We start from the raw sequence: 22,371 nt of genomic DNA on the forward strand, positions 1-22,371 counted from the left end.
TGCCGTGCCCCGCGCCCTGCCCGGTGAAGTGCGGCACCGCCGGCCAGAAAGGACGCGACCTCGATGCGGCCCACCGAGCACGCTGCCGCCCTGTGGGCCGACCAGCTGGATTTCCGCTCCTCCCCCGCCTGGAAACTGCTCTCGGCGGCGCCGTGGACTGTTGCGTTCCTGCGCGCGGAGTTCACCCAGGCCCGCCCGCGGATCACCCTGGATGCCTTCCATGCGGCCCTGGACGCCTTCCTCAAGCACCTGCGCGCCAACGGCGCCGGCCTGAACGAGCAGTGGCAGGCCGCCCAGTACGCGGACTCCTGGGTCAGGTCCCGTTTCCTGGCCCGCCCGCTGGTGGACGGCCAGTTCCACTACGAGCCCACCGCGCAGACCGCCCGCGTGCTGACCTTCCTGGAGGACTTCACCGGCGCCCGCACCAACCTCAACTCTTCCCGGCTGAACACCCTGCTGACCAGCATCGAGGCGCTGGCCCACGAAACCGACCCGGACCCGCAGGCCCGCATCCGCCAGCTCGAGGCGGAGATCGCCGAGCGCCAGGACCGCATCCGCCAGCTCCAGGCCGGCGAGGGCCCGGCGGTAATGCCGCGCGAGGGCGCCGTCGCCGCGGCCCGGTCCGTGCTGGACCTGGCCGCGAACCTGCCCGCCGACTTCAAGCGCATGCGCGACGGCGTCCAGGAGATGCTGCATGCCGTCCGCCAGGAAATCATGGAGTCCTCGGTGACCAAGGGCGTCGCCGTGGGCCAGGTCCTTGAGGGCGACCGGCAGCTGCGCAGCACCCCCGAGGGCGAGACCTTCCGCGGTTTCACCGAGTTCCTCAACGATCCCGCCCAGCAGGCCCGCTTCCGCCAGGCGGTCACCGAGGTCCTCGAACGCGACTTCATCGACGAGCTCGCCCCCACCGAGCGCCACACCCTCGCCAACCTGGTCCGGGAGCTGCGCCGGCAGGCCGGCGAGGTCCATTCCAGCTACGGCAAACTCAGCGAAAGCCTGCACGCCTACGTGCAGTCGGACGCGTTCCGCGAGTCGCAGCTGCTGCGCAAGGCCGTGCGCGCGGCCGAACTGGCCGTCGCCAATTCCACCGCCCTGAAGGCCCGTACCCCGGTGGCCGGCGTCGGGCTGTTCGCCCCCGAGTTCGCCACGCTGGCCACCTTGGGCATCTTCGATCCGGCCGAGCACGTCGCCCCACCCCGGCTGGCCGATCCGCCGGCACTCTCCGGCGCCGACGTCGTGCGCACCCCCAGCACGCCCAAGGCCGACCCCGAGCGGCTGCGCGCCGCCGTCGTGCGCGCCCGCCGCGCCGCCGGCGGAACCGCCACGGTGGGGCAGGCCTTCGCCGCGCTCGAGCCGGCCGACCGCCACCTGAACTCCGTCCGCCACCTGGTCCTGGCCGCGCGCACCGCCGGGGGGACCGTGGACGCCACCGCCTTCGAACCGCTCGCCTACACCCAGGTCGACGGGACCGAACGCACCGCCTACCTGCCCGTGATCACCTTCGCGAAGGATCCCGCATGACCGCCATCGACGACGCCCACGACCCGGTCCTGCCGGACCAGCATGAACGGCAGGACCGGCACGACGACGGCGCGGGCCTGCGCGCCGAACGCCGCCTCTTCGACGGGGACACCGGAAGGTTCCCGCTGCCGCTGCGCCAGGTGCTGGTGCGCCTGCTGCGCGGGCCCTACCTGGACGGGTCCGCGGAACCGAAGGTCTGGCAGCTGGTGCTGGACCGGCGCGCGGAGATCTCCGCGTACGTCGCCGAACTGTTCCTGCGCCTGTCCCTGGACACCGAACGCAAGATCGCGCTGCTGGTCCCGGTGGACGTGGAGGCCCCGCACACCACCACGATCGTGCCCCGCAAGCCGCTGCGCCGCGAGGAGACGCTGATCGCGCTGCGCCTGCGCCTGCTGCTGGACCGGCACGCCGGTACCGGGACCGAGGCGGTCATCTCCCGCACCGGTGCCCGCGAGATCCTCGAGGAGCACCGCCAGCCCGGGGCGGTGGATGACAAGCGCCTGGAGGAGCTCACCGATTCCTCGCTGGCCCGCCTGCTGGCACTGAAACTGATCCTGCCCACCGAGCTGGAGGACGAGTACCGGGTCTCCGGTGCCCTGGCACTGGCCCTGCCGTTCGAAACCATCGACGAGATCCCCGCCTACATCGCGGCGATCGACCGCTCCGCCGGCGAGACCCTGCTGGACGCGGACACCGAGGAGGAACTGTGAGCATCGAGTTCACCCTGCCGTTTGGCGAGGCCGTCAACCCCGGCCAGCACCGCCTGAGCCGGATCCAGGTCATCAACTGGGGCACCTTCCACGGACGCCACAGCCTGTACGTGGACCGGTTGGGGACGCTGCTCACCGGCCAGCCGGGCGTGGGCAAGTCCACGCTCTTCGACGGCATCGGCCACATCTTCCACGCGGCCCCGCGGCTGAACGAGTCCGCCCACGAGGCCTCCACCCGCAAGGACCGCCGCACCACCTACTCCTACATGCGCGGGCGCCGCTTCAAGACCGAGGCCGGCACCCTGTACCAGCGCCCGGGCGCCACCTGGAGCGCGATCGCGCTGGTCTACGAGGACGGGCTGGGCGGTCAGGTCTGCCTGGCCGCGCTGTTCGACCTGCCCGCCAACGGGCTCGAGGGCCAGGTCGGCAAGCACTACGTGATGGGCGACGGGCCGCTGGACACCGAGGCGCTGGAGACCCACGGCTCCCGCCGCTTCTCCCCCTCCTCGCTGCAGAAGGTGCTGCCCGGTTTCGAGGCCTTCGACGTGCACCGCGCCTTCGCCGAGCGCTTCCGCCGCCGCCTGGGCATCGACAATGACAAAGCCTTCCAGCTGCTGCGCACGCTGCAGAACGGCAAGGGCCTGGACAAGGGCGTCAACCAGTTCTTCCGCTACGAGGTGCTGGAGGTCCCGGCCACCCTCAAGGCCGCCGCCGGCGCCGTGGAGGACTTTTCCCACCTGCGCGGCATCCACCGCCAGCTGGAGGAGGCCCGCGCCCAGCGCGACGCCCTGGAACTGGTTCCGGACCAGTACGCCCGCCACTGCGAACTGGCCGCCGCGCTGGAGCGCAACGCCGGGCTGGCCTCCGTCCAGCTGCCGCTGCTGCGTGAGCACCTGGCCGCGCAGCTGCTCGGTACCGAGTCCGCCCGGCTGGCCGCGGAACTGGGGCAGAACTACGCTGACATCGCCGCCGCCGCCGAAGACAAGGCTGCGCTGGAGGAGCGCGTGCGCTCGCTGCAGGAACAGCACGACTCGCACGGCGGGCAGGCCGTCCAGGCGCTGGAGCGGGAACTGGAGACCGCCCGCGCCCGCTACGCCGAGCGGGAGAACACCGCCGCCGCGCTGCGCGCCCAAATGGAGGGCGTGGGGGTGCCGCTGACGTGGTCCGCTTCCGGGCTGGAGGCGGCCCGGCGGCAGGCCGCGGTGTCCGCCGAGACGCTCGAGGGCGTCGCCAAGGACGCCAGGACCATGGAGTACGAGGCCATGGCCTCGTCCATGGAAGCCCGCGAACGCGGGCGCAAGCTGCGCGCGGAGATTGAGTCCTACGCCAAGCGCGGCTCCAACATCGACGGCGCCTCCGCCGCCGCGCGCCGGCACATTGCCGCCGAAACCGGCATCGACGTCGAACACCTGCCCTTCGGGGGCGAACTGGTGGACATCGCCCCCGGCCACGGCCCGTGGCGTCCGGCCGCGGAGAAGGCGCTGCGCACCCTGGCCACCACGCTGCTGGTGCGCGGGGAGGACCTCAAGGCCGTCACCCGGGCCATCGACGGGCTGGAGGGCTTCGGCCGGCTGCGCTGGATGGACATCTCCCGCGTCCCGCGCGCGGTGGAACCCGGACCGGCGGATTTGGTCACGAAGCTGGAGTTCAAGAAGTCCGACGCCGGCGCCTGGCTGCGCGCGAAGATCGCCGCCGACTACGGGTTCGCCTGCGTCGAGTCCGACTCCGGCCTGCACATCCACGACAAGGCCATCTCGCTGGCCGGCACCATCAAGGCCGGCCGCGGCACGTACGAGCGCGACACCCGCGCGATCGCCGCCTCCGACTACCTGCTGGGCTTCACCAACCAGGAGAAGATCAACGAACTGCAGGCCCGGGCCGCCGCGCTGGCGGCCGAGGAGCGGGACGCGGAGGAGCTGGCCCTCGAGCGCAGCCGCGCCAAGGAGAACCTGGCCGAACGCCTGGCCTCCCTGCGCTTCCTTGCCGCGGACAAGCGCCCCTTCTCCACCCTGGATTCGACCGCGCAGGCGGCCGCGGTGGCCGACCTGGAGCAGCGCATCGCCGAGGCCATGGACTCCAGCACCGACCTCGCCGCGCTGCGCGCCACCCTGGCCGAGGCGCGCACCCGGCTGGAGGCCGCCGTCGGGCGCCTGGCGGTCCTGCGCAGCGAGACTTCCGCGCTGGAGCGCCGCTCCGGCGCCGCCGAGTCCCAGCTCAAGGCGGCCCTGCAGCGCAGCGCCGCCGGCGCGCCCGAGGCATCCGCCACCGAGGAGCTGCACCGCCACCCGGCGCTGGCCGGGGTGGTGGAGCGGATCCAGGCCGCCGAGCCCATCACCGTGGCGGAGTTGGACGCGGCCGTGGCCGCCGCCGCGCTGGCCTTCGGCGAGGAGGCCGCCGGGCTGCGCCAGGCCCAGTTCGCCACCGAGACCGCGCTGACGGACACCTTCAAGCAGTTCGCCCGCGACTTCGGCCCCGCCGCATCCGCGTCCTTCGGAACCGGCGTCGAGGCGGCCCCGCACTTCGTGGCCCTCTACCGGGGCATCCTCCAGGAGGGCCTGCCCCAGCGCGAGGAGGAGTTCCGCGAGTACTTCTCCAACCGCTCCTACGAGCGCTTCTCCGACCTGCTGCAGCTGCTGGAGGAGGAACGCCGGGCCATCGGCGAGCGCATCCTGCCGCTGAACCAGATCCTCGCCGACGTGCCCTTCGAGCACGGCTCCCGGCTGGCCCTGGAGGTGCGCACCACCGTTCCGGACGAGGCCCGCGACTTCCGTGCCGCGCTGAAGAGCGCCCTTGGCAACGCGTACACCCGACGCGGTGCCGACCACATGAGCGCCAGCTACCGCGAACTGGAGAAGCTGGTGGACGCCCTGGACGACTCCTCCCGCCAGTCCTGGCGGGACACCGTGCTGGATGTGCGCCAGCACGTGACCATCTCCTGCAACGAGCACAAACCCGGCGGCGAGGTGGAGACCGGACTGGAGCCGGGCACGCTCTCCGGCGGTGAAGGCCAGCGCTTCACCTCCTTCATCATGGGCGCGGCCCTGGCCTACCAGCTGGGCTTTGCGGCGCAGGGGTTCACCACCTACGGCACCGTGATGATTGACGAGGCGTTCATCCAGGCCAACTCCGAGTACGCGGCCGCCGGCATCAACGCGCTGCAGGAGTTCGGGTTCCAGCTGCTCCTGGCCGCCCCGGAGGACAAGATCGACCTCTCCCGGCACCTGGGATCGGTGACGGACATCGTCAAGCACCCGGGCTCCAACGTGTCCGGATTCGTCGAGACCGGCCTCTCCCCCGCCATCGCCACCGACATCGTGCTGCGCTGATGCCCTCCCGGCGCGCGTTCCTGGCGCTGGCCGGCGGGGCGGTCCTGGCGGGCGGCGGCGCCGCGCTGTCCGCGGGGGCGCTGTCCGCCGGCGGGTTGGACCACGCCGGGGACGGCGGCGGCGGCGAGGCCTTCGCGACGCCCCTGGCCATCCCTCCGCTGGCGGAGGGGCGGGTCGCCGGAGGGGTGCGCTCTTTCCGGCTGGAGGCCCGGTCCGGGCTCACCGAACTGGTGCCCGGGGTCCGCTTCCGGACCATGGGCTACAACGGCACCTTCCTGGGGCCCACGCTGCGCGCCGCGCGCGGGGAAAGGGTGCGCGTGGCGGTGTCCAACGGGCTCACCCTCCCCACCACCGCGCACTGGCACGGGATGTGCCTGCCCGCGGCGCAGGACGGGACACCGCACCAGCCGATTTCCCGCGGGCGGACCTGGACCGCGGAATGGACCATCGACCAGCCCGCGGCGACCCTCTGGTACCACCCGCACCCGCACGGGCAGACCGAGGGGCAGGTGGTGCGCGGCCTGGCCGGGCTGTTCCTGGTCGAGGAAGCGCCCGGCGGCGCCGGTTCGGCCGGGCTGCCGTCCGAGTATGGGGTGGACGACGTCCCGCTCATCCTGCAGGACGTGGCCGTGGCCTCCGGAGGCAGGGCAGAGGGCGGACGCGTGCAGGCGCCGGTGGGGCGGTTGGGCAACACGGTGCTGGTGAACGGCACGCACCAGGCGCACTTTTCCGCCTCGACGCCGCTGGTGCGCCTGCGGGTGCTCAATGCCTCCTCCGCCCGCTGCTACAACCTGGGGCTGAAGGGCGGCGGACGGCTCTGGCTGGTGGGCACCGACGGCGGCCTGGTGCCGGAGCCGGCCGCGCTGGAGCGGGTGCTGCTGTCCCCCGGCGAGCGCGCGGAAGTCCTGGTGGAACTGGCCTCCGGCACCGACGTGGTGCTGCGGTCCTTCGCGCACGACCTCGGCATGGCCACCGGCGATGAGCGGCTCGGGGGCGCCCGGGACGAGTTCGACCTGCTGCGGATCAGCGCCCCGGCCGGCGCCCCCGCCGGAGCGGAGGTTCCGGCGTCGCTGCCTGCCCCGGAGGCGGCCGCGCTGATGGCGGCGGGCCTGGCGGTGGGCACCACCGTGCGCACCTTTGACCTGGGCGGGAGGTCCATCAACGGCGCTGTCCTGGCGATGGACCGGATCGACCTGGCCGTCCCGGCCGGAGCCGTGGAGCTGTGGCGGGTCGCCAACGGCTCGGACCGCGCCCACAACTTCCACGTCCACGGCGTGCAGTTCCTGGTGCGGCCGGCCGCCGGGGACCATGACGGCGCGGGAATAACCGCCCGGCTGGGCTGGAAGGACACCGTCCTGGTGCGCCCGGGCGAGAGTGTGGACCTGGTGGTTCCTTTCGGGAAGCACGCCGATGCGGACGTGCCCTACATGTACCACTGCCACCTGCTCTGGCATGAGGACCAGGGCATGATGGGCCAGTTCACGGTCGTGGAGCCGGGCACCGGGGCGGCGGCCCCCGCCCCGCCGGCTGCGGCCCCGCACCACTAGCCGCCCCGCATCACTAACTGCCCGCACCACTAGCCGCCCCGCATCACTAACTGCCCGCACCACTAACCGCCCACGCTCTGCCGGACCCCGTGTTTGGATGGGCCGGTGGGTCTAGGCTGTGGTGGTAAGGGACTGCGGATGGCAGGTCCGCGGATCGCAGGGGGACCCGCGGAGATACAGCGGAGACGGGCACCGGGAAGGGTTGGACATGAGGAAACCATTCGAGGCGGCCGGCCCGGCGCCTGGCCTTCCCGCCGGGACGCCCGCCTCCCTGCCCGCCTCCTTGCACGCGCCGCTGGAGGACGCCGCGGCCGGCGCCGGGATCCCGGACATCGCCTACACCACCGTCTCTACCCCGATCGGGGACCTGCTGCTGGCCGCAACCGGCCGCGGGCTCCTCCGGGTCGCTTTCCCCGGGGAGGACCACGACGCCGTCCTGCACCGCCTGGCCGAACGGGCCGGTCCGCGCATCCTGCGCTCCCCGCGCCGCCTGGAGGAGGCCGCGCGCCAACTCGACGAGTACTTCACCGGCCGCCGCCGCCACTTCGACCTGCCGCTGGACCGTTCCCTGTCCGCGGGGTTCCGGCTCACCGTGCTGGAACACCTCTCCGGGATCGGCTTCGGCCGCACGGAGTCCTATGCGGAGGTCGCGCGCCGGGTGGGCCACGCCAGGGCCGTGCGCGCGGTCGGCTCCGCCTGCGCCACCAACCCGCTGCCCGTCGTCGTCCCCTGCCACCGGGTGCTGCGCACGGACGGAAGCCTGGGCGGATACCTGGGCGGGCTCGCGGCCAAGACCGCCCTGCTGGAGCTGGAGGCTGCGGCGTGAGCGCACTCTTCGGGGACGAGCTGCTGGCCCGGCCGCGCCGGGAGCTTGCCCCGGGGGCGGTGCATGTGCCCGGCTGGCTCACCCTGCGGCAGCAGGCCTGGATCGTGGACCGCTTCCGCGAATGGTCGGCCGGTCCGGTCCCGGCGCGGGCGGCCCGGATCGGTGGTCACCCGATGTCCGTGCGCACCGTCTGCCTGGGCTGGCACTGGCAGCCCTACCGGTACACCCGCGAGGCCACCGACGTGAACGGTGCCCGCGTGCTGCCGGTCCCGGAGTGGCTGGTGCGGCTGGGCCGCCGGGCCGTGGCGGAGGCGTACGGCGGCGACGCCGCCGGCTACGTGCCGGACGCCGCACTGGTGAACCACTACGGTGTGGACCGCAACGGCGATATGGCGAAGATGGGCATGCACCAGGACAAGGACGAGCTCTCCCGGGAGCCGGTGGTGTCCCTCTCCATCGGAGACTCCTGCCTGTTCCGCTTCGGGAACACCGAAACCCGGACCCGCCCGTACACCGACGTGGAACTTCGCTCCGGAGACCTGTTCGTGTTCGGCGGACCCTCGCGGCTCGCGTACCACGCGGTGCCCAAGGTGTTTCCCGGCACCGCGCCGGAAGGGTGCGGACTGGAAGGACCTAATCCGTTCGAAGGCGGAGGCAGGATCAACATCACGCTGCGCACCACCGGACTGGAGGCCTCCCCGGCCCCCGGGGGCACCCCGTGAGCGGGGCATCTGTGCCCGCGGAAGAGGCCTCCGGCGTCGTGCCCCGGGAGGAGGACTCCGGCATCGTGCTCGGGGAGGACGGGCTCGCCCGGCCGGCGTGGGCCAGCCGGGACCCGCTGCTGCGCGAGTACTACGACACCGAGTGGGGCATGCCCGTGCGCGACGAGCGGGGCATGTACGAGCGCCTGAGCCTCGAGGCGTTCCAGGCCGGCCTGTCCTGGGTGACCATCCTGCGCAAGCGGCCGGCGTTCCGCGCCGCGTTCGGCGGCTTCCGCCCCGAAACCGTGGCCGCGTTCGGCGAGGAGGACGTGGAGCGGCTGATGGCAGACCCGGGGATCGTGCGCAACCGGGCCAAGATCCGGGCCGCGATCACCAATGCCCGGGCGACGATCGCGTTGCGGGACGAGGGCGGGCTGGCGGATTTCGTGTGGTCCTTCCGGCCCGAATCGACGCCCGCGCCCCGAAGCATGGCCGAGGTGCCCACCACCTCGCCCGAATCGGTGGCCCTTTCCAAGGCGCTGCGCGGAAAAGGCTTCGCGTTCGTGGGCCCCACGACGATGTTCGCCCTTATGGAGGCCACCGGCATCGTGGACACCCACCTGGTGGGCAGCCACCGCCGCGGAACCTCCGGAGTCTGGCCCCGGTGACCCGCAGGGGCCGGGAGCGGCCGGTGCCCGGGCGCTTCCGGCCCTCAGAACCCAGCCCTCAGAACTCAGCCCTCAGGGAAGATCTGCCCGACCACCTCGCGCTTTTCCGCCTGGAACTCGTCCTCGGCCCGGCCGTAGGCCCAGTAGGCGGACAGTGACAGCTGCCTGCGGTCCACCGCGCGCTCCTCGGTGAGGTACCGGCGCAGGGTCTTCATGACCTCGCGCTCGCCGTGGGCGAAGACCTGCACCCGTCCCCCGCGCCAGGTGCCGGCCCGGACCGCGGCGGCGAGCACGGTGGATTCCGGGCTGAACTTTCCGCGGTGCAGCCAGCGCAGGTCGATGCCGGCGGGAGCGGCAAGCTCCAGCTCGTCCTCCGGCCCCGACACCTCCAGGTAGGCGACGCCCACGGCATCCTCCGGCAGGGCCTCCAGCACGGCGCCAATCGCCGGCAGCGCGGACTCGTCGCCGGCCAGCAGGTGCCAGTCGGCGTCCGGGTCCGGCGCGTACATGCCGCCGGGCCCGCTGAAGCAGACCTTCTCCCCCGGCTGGGCGGCCGCGGCCCACGGCCCGGCGATGCCCTCGTCGCCATGGACCACGAAGTCGATCTGCAGGGTGCGGGCGGCCTGGTCGACGCGGCGCACGGTGTAGGTGCGGCGGACCGGCACGGCCTCCGGCCCCAGTGACCCGCGCAGCGCCTCGAGGTCGTAGGGCGGCTCCAGCCCCAGCGCGGGGTCGGCGAAGAGAAGCTTGATGTACTTGTCGGTGGCGGCCTTGTCCTGGAACCCCGCGAAGCCTTCCCCGCCCAGGGTCAGCCGGACCATGTGGGCGCTGAGGCGTTCGGTGGCCAGCACCTCAAGCACCACCTGCGGGCGGGCGGGGCGGGGCGTGCGGGCGGTGGGTGCTGCGGTCATGGCGGGTCCTGTTCGCGGGCGGCGGGCGGGGATGCTTGGGAAACGGGGGTAAGGGTTGCCTAAAGCGTTGCTCCCCAGCCAATCCCACTCCGGCCCGCGAAGCAACTTGCGCGACGCCGGCGCAGGACCCGCACGCAACAGGATCCGCACGCCAGCCCCTGCCACCCGGAGCCCGCAAACCGGGGCCCGCGAACCGGACCCGGCAGGGTGCCGGCTCAGCCCGGCGGCTCCGCCCGCCGGCCGGCCAGCGCCGCGAGGACCGGCACCAGCAGGCAACAGGCCAGCCCCAGCCCGAACACCAGGGTGAATGCGGTCCCGGACGGGTACCTGCCGGCCCCCGGGCCGCCCGCAATCGGCAGGGCGGCGAGGACGGTCGCGGTGAGGGCGGCGGACGTGGCCGTGCCCAGCGTCCGGACCAGGTTGTTCACCCCGTTGACCTGCCCCAGGTCCTTGGAGGGCACATGCCCGGACAGCATCGCGGGGGCGGCGCCGAAACAGAACGCGAGCCCCACGTGCAGCAGGGCGGTCTGGACGGTCACCTCCACCAGCGAACTGTGGGATACCAGGATGTAGGCGTAGGCGGAAGCCATGATCCCCGCCCCGGTGAGCATCACCGCGCGCGGGCCCCAGCGGCCGCTGATCCGCGCCGCCAGGGGCGGCATGAACAGCGACACCACCCCGCCGGGCACGATCACCAGGCCGGAGGCCAGCAGCGTCGATCCGATGCCGTGTCCGGTACCGGCCGGGACCTGTACCAGTTGCGGGACGGCGAGCAGCATCGGATACATGCCGATGCCCACCATCGTGCTGGCCAGGTTGGTGAAAAGCACCGGCCGGTGCACGGCCATCCGCAGGTTGACCAGCGGCTGCCGGGTGCGCCACTGACGGCCAGCCCAGAGGGCCAGCACGACGCCGGCCCCGGCCAAGGTGCCCAGGGTCGCAGTGGAGGTCCAGCCCCACCCCCGGGCATTGGTCACCGCGGTCAGCAGGGCCACCAGGCCCGCCACCAGCAGGCCGGCGCCGGGCACGTCGACCCGGTCGCGGGTGCCGGGGAGGGCGCGGCGGTCCGCGGGAACGGCGAGCCGGATGCCCGCCAGGGTGAGGGCCCCCAGCATCGCCGAACCCCAGAACAGCCAGTGCCAGTCCAGGTACGTTCCCACCACGGCCGAGGCCCCGAAACCCAACGCGCCGCCCACCCCAATCAGGGCGGAGATGAGCGCCACGCCGCGGACGTAGCGGGCGGGCGGAAGGATCTCGCGCAGCATGGCCATGCCCAGCGGGACCACCCCCATCGAAAGGCCCTGGAGCACGCGCACCGCCACCAGGACCCACACGTTGTGGGTCAGTCCGCCGGCGAGCGACCCCAGGGTGAGGACCCAGAGGGCAATCACCATCAGCCGGCGACGGCCGAAGATGTCGCCGAGGCGCCCCAGGAGGACATTGGAGACGGCCCCGGCGAGCAGGGTGGCGGTGACCAGCCAGGACGTCGCCGCTGGGGGCGCGTCCAGCAGTTCGGGCCACAGCGGGGCCATGGGCACGACGAGCGTCTGCATCAGGGTGGCGACCAGCCCGGCGAAGGCGAGCACGGCCGGGGCCGCGGAGGGACCGAAGCGTGGCTGGGGGGCGGGTGATGCGGATTTCACCTGTCGATCCTAGTGCGGCCGGAAGCGCCGGCGCTGGCTCCGGCCCGGCGGGCATGGGATACCATGGGAAAAGCTTCACGAGCTGCGGCCATGTTTGGGCTCCGACCCGGCCGCACACCAACCCCATGCTTCACGGGTGGTTCGGATGACGAAGTGGCCTGGCGCAACACCGCACCGGGCAAGAGCAACGAAAGGTCCCCCATGGGCTATCCGATCCCCTCCGCCGGCGCCGAAGCCAACTGCACCCTGTTCGGACGCGGGCACCGCCTCCACATCCGGACCGTCGCCAATGCCCTGGCCGACGCAACGGCGTGGGAACGGATCACGGACGTGCACGTCGATGTGGCCGAACAGGCCGTGCGGCTGGTGGGGTTCAGCGGGGAGCAGGTCCGGGCTTACACCCACGATGCCCTGGCGCTGGACCGGCACGCCCGGCTCCTAAACACGCTCGGGCGGACCGGCCGCGGCGCCGAGCCCATGTGGAACCCCCGGGCGGGGATCCTGGGGCTGCCCGCGGATCCGTGCCGCCAGGCGGGGCGGAGCTACCTCAGCCTGTCGCTGGCACCCCTGGTGCTGTGTCCGCTGAACCACGACCCCGGCCTGGAGCGCTCCTTCAGGACCGTGACCGCCCACTTCGCCGAGTCCGACGCACTCTAGGGGCAGCGGCCCACCCGCGCTCCCCTCCCGGATCGCCCACCGCCGGCATGGGCATCCCTCCACCAGGGGACGGTGGCCGCCAAGGGACAGTGGCGAAGGGATGCTCCTGCCCGGCTGCGGGTGCCGCCCGGCCCTGTGTTCCCCTACCTGCCGGAGGCGGCAGCCGAAGGTTCGGTCTGGGCGGAGCCCGAGGACGGATGTGCCGCGACGGCGGCGGCGTGCTCGGCCAGCACGCCCGTTTGGTGGCGGATCTTCAGGCGGTAGAGGAGCGTACCGCCCACCGTGACGGCACCGACGAACAGCACGCCGCCCCACTGCAGGTACCACTCGAACGGCGGTACGGAGTTGTAGATCTCCTGCCGTGGCCAGATGAGGTTCAGCGTCATGGCCCCGCCCCAGAGCACCGCCAGGATGTTCACCGGAAGGCCCCACTTGCCGAGGCTGAAGCCGGCCTCTCCGGCCTCTTCCTCCTTGAGCGGCCACTTCCCCAGGAACCTGTTCCGCAGCAGGGGCACGGTGACCAGCAGGTAGGACAGGTAGATCAGGACGATGCTGATGCTGGACACGATGGTGAAAATGGCGGGCTGCATCACGTTGACGATCAGCGGAATCACCGCGATCACACCGATGACGATCGCTGCTGAGGCAGGCGTCCTGCGGACGGGGTCGACCTTGCTGAGCTGCCGGCTGAAAGGCAGGTTGTTGTCCCGGGCCATGGCGAACATCATCCGGATGGCGGCGGCGTGCACCGCAAGGGTGCACACGACCACGGCCACGACGATGCACACCAGGAAGGCCTTGCCGAAGGGGCCGCCCAGCACCGAGAGCACGATGTACTGCAGGCCGCCATCGGCCTGGCCCAGCTTGGGGTCATTGAGGTCCGGAGCCGCCAGCAGGCCGCCGAGCAGGATCAGGCCGCCCAGCACGAAGGAGGCGGTGACGGCGCGCAGGATGGCCTTGGGCGCGGTGCGCTTGGGATCCTTCGTTTCCTCGCCCAGGGAGCTTGCGGTGTCAAAGCCATACATGACGTAGCCCGAGGCCATGGCCCCGATCAGGAAGACGCCGAAAAACCCCAGCGTGTGCCCTTCGCCGTATCCGGAGGTGTCGAAGAGGACCCCCGGGCCACGGACCGCGTGCCAGCCCAGTGCCAGGATCAGCAGCACGGCCGCCACCAGTTCAACGAACACGCCGACGCTGTTGATGAGGGTCATGAGCCTGACGCCGAACGCGTTGATCAGCGTGGAGATGGCGATCATGATGCTGGCCAGCAGCACGCCATTGCCCGCGAAGTCGTACTGGCCGGTGCCGTCACCGACGATCTGGAAACCGGACCAGATCTGCGGCAGCGTGAGTTGGAGGGCCAGCGCGACGGCTCCCAGGGCCACGATCGAGGAAATCAGCAGGAGCCAGCCTGCCAGCCAGGCGAACGTGCCCGAGGAAAGACGCTTGGCCCAGTTGTAGACGGAACCGGCCACCGGGTAGCGGCCGGCGAGTTCGGCAAAACAGAGTGCGACCATCAGCTGCCCGGCAAAAACGATGGGCCACGACCACGCGTAGGCCGGTCCGGCCATGGAAAAACCAAAATAGAAGAGCTGGAATATGCCGGTGAGGATGGAAATGTAGCTGACTCCGGCGGCAAAACTGGCGAACTTGCCGATACTGCGGTCCAGGGTCTGGGCGTAGCCGAACTCGTCCATGCCGCCTGAATCACTACTCTTGCTGGGCTCCAACATCTGAACTCCTAAGTCAGAAAAGCACAATGGTGATTACCCGCGGCCTCCATTGGACGCGGAGCAAATCACGCTGCTGAAATCGACGGCCCGGGCGCCGCATTGCAGTGCCCGCTGTCTTCCCCACTCCTGATGACTAGCCGCCGCATCCGCTCCGCTGCCCCCGGGAAGATGGACTTCCCGGGAAAGACGGGGCAGCCGGCTGGCGGATGCGGTCCAAAAGTTACGGACGCCCGCCGCCGGGCCGCGTATTGCGCGGTGTGGCGTGCGTCACAGTCGAGAGGCTAGCCGATGCTGAACATGTGTTCAAGAGTTGCGGATGAACAGATGTTCAATGATGCTCGGACCCGGTGCACGTAAAGCACTGCCGGTCAGGCCAGGGCCGCGCTCAGCTCCGCCGCAGGCGCGCTGCTCCGGCTGGCACGGATAAGGTCCGCGCACCGTTCGCCGATCATCATGACGGTGATGTTGGGGTTGACCGTGACGTGCTCAGGCATCACCGAGGCATCGGCAACGCGCAGGCCGGTGACGCCCTTGACCCTCAACTCGGGATCGAGCGGAGACATGTCGTCATCGGCCGGCCCCATGCGGACGGTTCCCACGGGGTGGTACACGGTGTTGTGGGTCTTGCGGATGTAGTCCTGCAGTTCCTCGTCGGTCTGCGCGCCGGCGCCGGGGGAGAGCTCGCGGCCGGTCCATTCAGCCATGGCGGGCTGGGCGGCAATTTCGCGCGCCTTGCGGATCCCGGCAACCATGACGCGCATGTCATGGCCTTCCGGATCGGTGAAGTACCGCGGGTCCACCGCGGGCCTGTCGCGGAAGTCGCGGCTGCGCAACCGGACGGTGCCGCGGGAGCGGGCATGGGTGACGTTCGGAGTGAGGCTGAATCCGTTCTCCGTGGTGGGGTAGCCGTGCCGCAGGGTGTTCATGTCGAACGGGACGGAGCCGTAGTGCATCATCAGGTCAGGGCGGTCCAGGCCGTCCTCGGTGGCGGTGAAGATGCCAATTTCCCACCACTGCGTCGACGTCTGCACCATGGGCTGCCTGGCTTCGAACTGCACAACGCCTTCGGGGTGGTCCTGAAGGTGCTCCCCGACTCCCGGAGAGTCGACCAGGACCTCGATGCCGTGCTCTGCCAGGTGTGCGGCCGGGCCGATGCCGGAGAGCATGAGCAGCTTGGGCGAGTCGATCGCGCCAGTGGACAGGACCACCTCGCACCGCGCAGAGAGCCGGTGGGTCCGGCCGAATGCCGAGTCCACGACGTCCACGCCGGTGCAGCGCCTGTCCGCGTCGAACGCCAGCCGGCGGGCGCGCAGGCCGGTCAGCAGGGTGAAGTTCGCCCGCTCGATGATCGGGTGGATGTAGGAGACCGAACTGGAGGAGCGGGTGCCGTCCGCGCGGCGGTTGATCTGGAAAAAGTTGGCGCCATTGATCACGGTGTTGCCGGCATTGAACTTCGCGCGGGGAATGCCCGCCTGTTCGCAGGCGTCCAGGAGCGCGACGCCGGCGGGGTCCACCGGCGGCACGTTCATGATGTGCACGGGGCCTGAGTCACCGTGGTGCGGGGCGTCCGGGCCGGCGTCCTCGTTGGTCTCCAGCCGCCGGTACAGCGGCCAGGCAGCCCCGGCGTTCCAGCCGGTGGCGCCGTATTTGGACTCCCACTCGTCCAGGTCTTCGCGCGGAGCCCAGAAGGCGATGCAGGAGTTGTGGCTGGAGCAGCCACCCATGACCTTGGCCCGGGCATGCCGCATGAAGGAGTTGCCGTTCTCCTGCGGTTCGATCGGGTAGTCCCAGTCATAGCCCGATTCCAGCAGCTCCATCCAGCGGTCCAGCTGCAGTATTTCGGGTATTCCGCGGTCGTCCGGGCCGGCCTCCACCAGCGCCACGGACACGGCCGGGTCCTCGCTCAGCCGGGCGGCGACGGCGGCGCCGGCGGATCCGCCGCCGATGACGATGTAGTCGAACTCCCGGTCTTTGAGATTCTCGACGCTGTCGGTGTGCATCTAGTTCTCCTTGCTGTGGTCGGCGAACCAGCCGGTCGCCTGCGGGCTGGTGTTCTGGTAAATGTGTTTGGCCTCCTGATACTCGGCGAGGCCGCTGGGGCCGAGTTCACGGCCGACGCCGGACTGGCCGAAACCGCCCCATTCCGCCTGGGGAAGGTAGGGGTGGTAGTCGTTGATCCAGACGGTGCCGTGCCTCAGCCGGCCGGCGACGCGCTGCGCCCTGCCGGCATCCTGGGTCCAGACAGCGCCGGCCAGCCCATAGACCGTGTCGTTGGCGATCGCCACGGCCTCGTCTTCGGTACGGAAGGTCTCGACCGTTACCACCGGGCCGAACGCTTCGTCCACGACGACGGACATTCCTTGGCGCACGCGGTCCAGGACGGTGGGCCGGTAGTAGAAACCGGCGTCGTACTTCTGCCCGACAGGTGCCGCGCCGCCGCAGCGCAGCCGCGCACCCTCCGCCACGCCGCGCTGCACGTAGGCGTGGACCTTCTCGCGGTGGGCCGCGGAAATCAGCGGCCCAGTTTCGGCGTCCCCGTCGAACGGGCCGCCAAGGCGGATGTCCTGCGCGCGGCGGACCAGCTCGTCGACGAAGCGTTCGGCGATCGATTCCTCGACCACCAGCCGTGCCCCGGCGGAACAGACCTGTCCGGAATGCACAAAGGCCCCGTTGAGCGCATTGTCGACGGCAGCGCCGAAATCCGCGTCGGCGAACACCACATTGGGGTTCTTGCCACCGAGCTCCAGCGCCACTTTCTTCACGGTGCCGGCCGCAGCGGCGGCGATGCGCTTACCGGTCTCCAGCCCGCCGGTGAAGGAGACCAGGTCGACGTCGGGATGCTCCGACAGCGGCGCCCCGGCCTCCGCGCCGGCCCCGGTGACGAGGTTGGCGACGCCGTCCGGCAGGCCCAGGTCCTGCAGCAGCTGCATGGCCAGGATGGCGGTGGACGGGGTCAGTTCGGAGGGCTTGAGCACGAAGGTGCAGCCGGCGGCCAGGGCGGGCGCAATCTTCCAGGCCGCCTGAAGCAGCGGGTAGTTCCACGGAGTGATCAAACCGCAGACGCCCACCGGCTCGTAGGCGATCCTGCTGAGGACGCCGGGATCGCCGGCGTCGACGATGCGCCCCGCCTGCTGCCCGGCGAGCTTTCCGAAGTACTCGAAGCAGGCGGCGATGTCGTCCATGTCGATCCGGCTCTCGACAATCCGCTTTCCGGTGTCCAGCGACTCGGCGCGGGCGAACTTCTCGCGGCGTTCGCGCAGTTCCGCAGCCGCCTTGAGCAGGAAGGCGCCGCGCTCGGGCGCCGGGACCGCGGCCCAGACACCGGAATCGAAGGCCGCGCGCGCCGCGGCGATGGCGCGCTCGGCATCCTCCCGACCGGCTTCGGACACGGTGGCGACCAGTTCGCCGTCGGCCGGGTTGCGGATGTGGCGCACCGCGCCGGTTCTGGCCGGCTCCCATGAGCCATTGATGAACAGGGTGGATGCGGTATCGGTCATAGTGTCTCCTGCAGTAGTACGGCGGGGACGTGCAGTCGTCTTCCCGCCCGGGCGTGGACGGGCCGCTGTGGACGGATCAGGCGGATCCGGAGGTTGGTGATGCGATGACCCCCGGGCTGCAGGCGCAGGGATGCTCGGGCATCCCGGCCGGCGCCGGAACCTCCGTCCCGGCCAGGATGTGCCGGTTCGGTGTGGCGCAGGTCATGGATGCAGGCTAGTAGGAGTTGAACAAGCGTTCAAGACCCTGCATGAACAAATGTTCAAAGAGGCTTGCGGGCGCCGCCGGGCATGGACGTGTTTCAGCAACAGCGTGGCACCGGGAACAGCGCGGTGCAGGGTCCGCTGACCGGTTTATGGCGCCAGCCGGCTTACGACGCCGGCTGAATTAAGACGTTGACTGATTTAGGATGCAGCAGCGAAAGCGATTTGCTCCGTCCGGGCGATGCTCCGCTGGATGGATGCCCTGTCCACGCCCAAGAGGGCCGTCAGCCACATGCCGTTTTGCACGACGACGATGTCGGCTGCCCGCTGCCGGCACTCTTCCCCGGAAAGCTCGGGGTTGGCGTTCCCGATCAACGTCGCGAGCCCTTGGAGATACCGCTCGAACGCCGCCGCGTTGATCAGCGCAAAGCCTTCGTCGGCCTGGGCGAGCGCCCACAGATGAAGGCGCAGGGACAAATACTGCGTGGTCAGGTATTCCGGACCCGCGACGCGCCGGAGGGCCTGGCGGAGCTGTTCGTCGGGGGGCAGCGCCGGGTCGGGGGTAACCAGCATGAGGTCGTCCTCGTCGATGCGGCGCAACGCTGCCCGGATCAACGTCGACTTGTCTTCGTAGTAGTAGTTCACCAACCCCAGCGCGACGCCGGCTTCGCGCGCCACGGCCCGCATATTGACCCCTGAGATGCCGTGGCGGGACAGCAGGTCCAGCGCGGCCTGGAGGATGCGCGACTGCCTGTCGAGCTGTTTGCCGGGGTTCACGGTGCCTGTATCCACCCGGCCAGCCTAGGGTGAAACCCGCCCTGAGTGAATCAGGCCCAAGACCGCCGCCTGGCCGCGGCAGCTGTTCCGGGTCCTCAGGCGGGCCAGGGGCCGATGCTTTCGCGGGTCTTCCTGCCCTCAAGCCGTCCGCCGGCGTCGGACAGGTCCCCGACGCGGTGGACCCTGAGCAGGTTGGTCGTTCCGGCCTGGCCGGCCGGGGAGCCGGCGGTGATGACCACCGTGTCGTCGGGTTCCACCAGCCCGGCCTCGAAGAGCATGCGGTCCACCTGGGCGGTCATCTCGTCGGTGTGCGGGGCCGGTTGCGCCAGCACCGGGATAATGCCCCAGGCCAGGGCCAGTTGGGAGCTGACCTGCTCAGTGGGGGTGAACGCGAAAACCGGGCGGACCGGGCGCAGCCGGGAGAGCCTGCGGGCCGAGTCCCCGGACCCGGTGAACGTGCACAGGTACTTCACTTCCAGCTTCCCGGCGATTTCCACGGCGGCCCAGGTGACCGCCCCGCCCCGGGTGCGCGGCTTGGAGCCCAGCGCCGGGCCAGTTCGATGGCGCGCTTCTGCACCACCGGCACGTCCTCCAGCGGCAGTTCCACGCCCAGGTTCCCGCGGGCAACCATGATCGCGTCGAACGCGTCCACGATCTCCTCCAGCGCCTCCACCGCCTGGGGTTTTTCGACCTTGGCGATCACCGGCACCCGCCGGCCCTCCCCGTCCATGATCTGGTGCACGCGGGCGATGTGGGCGGCCGAGCGCACGTAAGGACAGCGCGATGAAGTCCACGCCGCGGCGCAGGGCCCAGCGCAGGTCCTGCTCGTCCTTCCCGCTCAGAGTCGACACGTTCACGGCCACTTGGGGGAGGTTGATGCCCTTGCTGTTTGAGACAGCCCCGGCCACGACGGCCTCGGTGACGACGTCGGAGTCGGTGACTTTGAGAGCCCGCAGGGCGACCCTGCCGTCGTCGATCAGCAGGGTGTCCCCCACGTTCACGTCCCCGGGCAGGCCCTGGTGGGTGCTGGAACAGACAGTTGCGGTGCCTTCCACGTCCTGAACGGTGATCGTGAACCTCTCCCCCATTGCCACGTCCACCCCGGCTCCAGCACCGCCAGCGTCTTGGCATAAGTGCTGATGGCCGGCCCGAAGGTGGCCACGATCTTCGCGCGTCTCATGTGGAGTCTGCCTGCCGTCAATGGTGGCGGGGATGGTTTCGGGGGTGCGCTCAGCCGAAGAGCACGGCCGCTTCCTCGTAGCGGCCCCCGGGTACGGTCTTGAGCTTTCCGAGGGCCTCGGCAAAGCCGGTGCGCACGATGTGGGTGCCCCTCAGGGCCACCATGGTGTCCCATGCGCCGGCGTCGACGGCGTCGGCGGCGGCCATGCCCAGCCGGGTGGCCAGCACCCCGTCATAGGCGGTGGGAACGCCGCCGCGCTGGATGTGGCCCAGGACCGTGGCGCGGGTTTCCAGGCCGGTGCGCGCTTCGATCTCCGGAGCGAGCACGTCGGCGATGCCGCCCAGGCGGGGACGGCCGAAGGTGTCCAGGCCGCGCTCGGAGTGTGCGCTTTCCCGGCCTTCGGGGACGAAGCCCTCGGCCACCACCACCAGCGGGGCGCGGCCGCGCTTGTGGGCGTCGGTGACCCATTCGGTGATCTGGTCCATGCAAACCCTCTGTTCCGGGATCAGGATGGCGTGAGCTCCCGAGGCCATGCCCGCGTGCAGCGCGATCCAGCCCGTGTGCCGGCCCATGACCTCGGCCACCATGCACCGGTGGTGGGACTCTCCGGTGGTGCGCAGCCGGTCGATCGCCTCGGTGGCGATCTGGACAGCGGTGTCGAAACCGAAGGTGTAGTCGGTGGCGTCCAGGTCGTTGTCCACCGTCTTGGGAACCCCGACGATCCTCAGGCCTTCCTGCGCCAAAAGCTGCGCGGCGGCCAGCGTCCCCTCCCCGCCAATGGCGATCAAACCCCCAACCCCCAAGCGCTCCATGGTGTCCCTGACCACGCCCGCCCCGCCGTCCGGGCCGAGCGGATTGGTCCGGGAGGTTCCCAGGATGGTCCCGCCCTGCTTGGAAATGCCCCGGACGCTGTGCCGGGACAACTCCATCACGTCGCCCTGGAGCAGGCCCCGCCAGCCGTCCCGGAACCCCACAAACTCATCACCGTGGGACTTCAGGCCCTTCAGCACCGCACCGCGGATTACCGCGTTCAGGCCGGGGCAGTCCCCTCCACTGGTCAAAATGCCGATCTTCACAGTTACGGATTCCTTCATCTGTTCGCGGCGGGACAGGCTTCCCGCTCCCTGGACTGCGTTTCGGACCCGTACCGACGGCTGCCTGGGGCTCGCCGCCCCGCTCACGTGCGAGCTCTTGGGAGCTCTTGGGAGCGCCGGTGGGCCGACGCCTGAAAGCGGATGTTCAGGGAGTTTATTTAGCCCCTAAATTTATACTTCCCTTCGATCATGCAGGCCGTCGGGGAAGCGGTCAAGGCATGGCCGCCGGTTCCGTTAGGCGCGGAGGGCCGGGTGGGCCCGGTGAGTGAGGTGCTCCCGCAGGAAGGCTGCCGCCTGCCGGGCCACTTCGGCGGGGTCGTGCCAGGGGTTGCGCCACAGGCCGATGTCGTCGCGCGTAGCCGGGGAGACGATGTCCGAAGAGAAAGACTCGAACGTCAGCGGACCCTGGTAGCCTGTCGCGTCCAAGGCTTCGAACAGTCCCGGCCAGTCGATGGTTCCGGTTCCGAGCCGGCCGCGGTGGCTTTCGGCCATGTGGAGATAGCCGAGCAGCGCTCCGGCGTCTTTCACGGCATCGGCCTGGGACAGTTCCTCGAGGTTGGCGTGGTAGGTGTCGATGTGCAGCAGGACGTTGGAAGCGCCCCGCTGCTTCAGGTCGGTGATGAACGCTGCCGTCTGGGCGGCCGTGTTCAGCAGGTTGCTTTCATAGCGGTTGACGTATTCAAGGCCGATCCGGACGTCCACCTTGCAGGCGGCCGCGGCGACCCGGGTCAGGACATCGAGCGAATTCGCGCGGGACGCTGCGGTGGCAGGATGCGCGTACTTGGTCATCGCGGAGAACGTCACGCCGCCAACGTAGGACGCGCCGATGTCGCGGGCGAAGGCCACGGCATCGAGGAGCTTCTCCTCCCCGCGGGCCGATACGGCGGGGTCCTCGGTGTTGATGTCCGTTTCGGTGCCCAGGGCGAGGGACACGACGGCGTCGATCCCGTTGTCCTCGAGCAGCGCCCGGGTCAGGGAGTCACTGGCCGCCGTGCCGCGGGAGCCCGGCAACGGGATCTCGATCAGGTCGAATCCGGCGCCGGCGCTGCCCTCGATCGCCTTTCGGGCCGAAAGGGGCGACCAGTCATTCACCCAGACCCCGGCGTGGACGCCGATGGGGCACACCGTGGAGGCCGCAGCGCGGCGGAATGGAATGCGGGGTTCGAACGGTGAAGTCACTCAGGAAGCCTTTCGTGCGCCGGCGAGGGCGCCTTCGACGTCGGCCAGCAGTTCGTTCCAGCTGGCGACGAATTTGGCCAGGCCTTCTTCTTCCAGCAGGGCGACGACTTCGTTGTAGTCGATGCCCTGGGCGGCGAGGGCATCGAGGACGGCCTGGGAGGCTTGGTAGGTTCCGGCGATGGTGTTGCCGGTGACCTGTC

17 protein-coding genes, 2 pseudogenes and 1 riboswitch are annotated in these 22,371 nt (G+C 70.6%); of the genes and pseudogenes, 9 read left to right on the plus strand and 10 right to left on the minus strand.

Annotation, left to right across the window (positions count from 1 at the left end):
* Positions 1 to 63: 63 nt before the first annotated feature.
* From NCCP_RS10550 to NCCP_RS10580, 7 genes are all read left to right on the plus strand, one after another.
* Positions 64 to 1,521, plus strand: coding sequence for a DUF3375 domain-containing protein (locus NCCP_RS10550; RefSeq protein ID WP_149957222.1), 1,458 nt, complete (start codon positions 64 to 66; stop codon positions 1,519 to 1,521).
* The gene (locus tag NCCP_RS10555; RefSeq protein ID WP_149957223.1) at positions 1,518 to 2,231 is read left to right on the plus strand and encodes a DUF4194 domain-containing protein; all 714 of its coding nucleotides are present in this window, start codon (positions 1,518 to 1,520) and stop codon (positions 2,229 to 2,231) included. The genes NCCP_RS10550 and NCCP_RS10555 overlap by 4 nt, the downstream gene beginning before the upstream one ends.
* A complete protein-coding gene (locus NCCP_RS10560; RefSeq protein ID WP_149957224.1) occupies positions 2,228 to 5,557 on the plus strand; it encodes an ATP-binding protein in 3,330 nt (1,109 codons plus the stop codon). The genes NCCP_RS10555 and NCCP_RS10560 overlap by 4 nt, the downstream gene beginning before the upstream one ends.
* Entirely contained in the window at positions 5,557 to 7,104 is a 1,548-nt protein-coding gene (locus tag NCCP_RS10565; RefSeq protein WP_149957225.1) for a multicopper oxidase family protein, read from the plus strand. Before NCCP_RS10560 ends, NCCP_RS10565 begins: the two co-directional genes overlap by 1 nt.
* 208 nt (positions 7,105 to 7,312) lie before the next feature.
* Positions 7,313 to 7,930 carry a methylated-DNA--[protein]-cysteine S-methyltransferase gene (locus NCCP_RS10570; protein ID WP_149957226.1) on the plus strand — a complete coding sequence of 206 codons (618 nt, stop codon included), beginning with the start codon at positions 7,313 to 7,315 and terminating at the stop codon, positions 7,928 to 7,930.
* Positions 7,927 to 8,652, plus strand: coding sequence for an alpha-ketoglutarate-dependent dioxygenase AlkB family protein (locus tag NCCP_RS10575; protein WP_149957227.1), 726 nt, complete (start codon positions 7,927 to 7,929; stop codon positions 8,650 to 8,652). The genes NCCP_RS10570 and NCCP_RS10575 overlap by 4 nt, the downstream gene beginning before the upstream one ends.
* A gap of 11 nt (positions 8,653 to 8,663) precedes the next feature.
* Positions 8,664 to 9,299, plus strand: a complete 636-nt coding sequence (locus tag NCCP_RS10580; protein ID WP_414727720.1) for a DNA-3-methyladenine glycosylase I — start codon at positions 8,664 to 8,666, stop codon at positions 9,297 to 9,299.
* Positions 9,300 to 9,364: 65 nt separating this feature from the next.
* Here NCCP_RS10580 and NCCP_RS10585 read toward each other — a convergent pair whose 3' ends face one another.
* Positions 9,365 to 10,210, minus strand: a complete 846-nt coding sequence (locus tag NCCP_RS10585; protein ID WP_149957228.1) for a siderophore-interacting protein — start codon at positions 10,208 to 10,210, stop codon at positions 9,365 to 9,367.
* 215 nt (positions 10,211 to 10,425) lie between these two features.
* Positions 10,426 to 11,853: an MFS transporter gene (locus NCCP_RS10590; protein ID WP_149957229.1), complete on the minus strand. Its 1,428-nt coding sequence runs from the start codon at positions 11,851 to 11,853 to the stop codon at positions 10,426 to 10,428.
* Positions 11,854 to 11,926: 73 nt separating this feature from the next.
* A riboswitch (SAM riboswitch) is annotated at positions 11,927 to 12,044 on the plus strand.
* A 10-nt stretch (positions 12,045 to 12,054) separates the two neighbouring features.
* Between NCCP_RS10590 and NCCP_RS10595 the strand changes: the two genes are divergently transcribed.
* The gene (locus NCCP_RS10595; protein WP_149957230.1) at positions 12,055 to 12,510 is read left to right on the plus strand and encodes a hypothetical protein; all 456 of its coding nucleotides are present in this window, start codon (positions 12,055 to 12,057) and stop codon (positions 12,508 to 12,510) included.
* Between the two features lie 143 nt (positions 12,511 to 12,653).
* Here NCCP_RS10595 and NCCP_RS10600 read toward each other — a convergent pair whose 3' ends face one another.
* From NCCP_RS10600 to NCCP_RS10610, 3 genes are all read right to left on the minus strand, one after another.
* Complete coding sequence (locus tag NCCP_RS10600) at positions 12,654 to 14,243, minus strand: APC family permease (RefSeq protein WP_149957231.1); 1,590 nt, start codon at positions 14,241 to 14,243, stop codon at positions 12,654 to 12,656.
* Between the two features lie 368 nt (positions 14,244 to 14,611).
* Positions 14,612 to 16,243 carry a GMC family oxidoreductase gene (locus NCCP_RS10605; protein ID WP_149957232.1) on the minus strand — a complete coding sequence of 544 codons (1,632 nt, stop codon included), beginning with the start codon at positions 16,241 to 16,243 and terminating at the stop codon, positions 14,612 to 14,614.
* Complete coding sequence (locus NCCP_RS10610; protein ID WP_149957233.1) at positions 16,244 to 17,740, minus strand: aldehyde dehydrogenase family protein; 1,497 nt, start codon at positions 17,738 to 17,740, stop codon at positions 16,244 to 16,246.
* 29 nt (positions 17,741 to 17,769) lie between these two features.
* Here NCCP_RS10610 and NCCP_RS10615 point away from each other — a divergent pair, with 29 nt between their 5' ends.
* Entirely contained in the window at positions 17,770 to 17,958 is a 189-nt protein-coding gene (locus NCCP_RS10615; protein WP_149957234.1) for a hypothetical protein, read from the plus strand.
* Positions 17,959 to 18,142: 184 nt separating this feature from the next.
* Here the strand turns inward: NCCP_RS10615 and NCCP_RS10620 are convergent, their stop codons facing one another.
* From NCCP_RS10620 to NCCP_RS10640, 5 genes and pseudogenes are all read right to left on the minus strand, one after another.
* The gene (locus tag NCCP_RS10620) at positions 18,143 to 18,733 is read right to left on the minus strand and encodes a TetR/AcrR family transcriptional regulator (RefSeq protein WP_149957235.1); all 591 of its coding nucleotides are present in this window, start codon (positions 18,731 to 18,733) and stop codon (positions 18,143 to 18,145) included.
* An 80-nt stretch (positions 18,734 to 18,813) separates the two neighbouring features.
* Positions 18,814 to 19,898 (minus strand): annotated as a pseudogene (locus tag NCCP_RS10625) (pyruvate kinase).
* A gap of 50 nt (positions 19,899 to 19,948) precedes the next feature.
* Positions 19,949 to 20,974 (minus strand): ATP-dependent 6-phosphofructokinase, encoded by a 1,026-nt coding sequence (locus NCCP_RS10630; RefSeq protein ID WP_149957236.1) that lies wholly within the window; start codon positions 20,972 to 20,974, stop codon positions 19,949 to 19,951.
* Positions 20,975 to 21,226: 252 nt separating this feature from the next.
* Positions 21,227 to 22,171 carry a sugar phosphate isomerase/epimerase family protein gene (locus tag NCCP_RS10635; RefSeq protein WP_149957237.1) on the minus strand — a complete coding sequence of 315 codons (945 nt, stop codon included), beginning with the start codon at positions 22,169 to 22,171 and terminating at the stop codon, positions 21,227 to 21,229.
* Positions 22,172 to 22,371 (minus strand): annotated as a pseudogene (locus NCCP_RS10640) (transaldolase); the annotation flags it as partial.

Origin of the sequence: Zafaria cholistanensis, from assembly GCF_008580665.1 — a bacterium.
Lineage (GTDB): Bacteria > Actinomycetota > Actinomycetes > Actinomycetales > Micrococcaceae > Zafaria > Zafaria cholistanensis.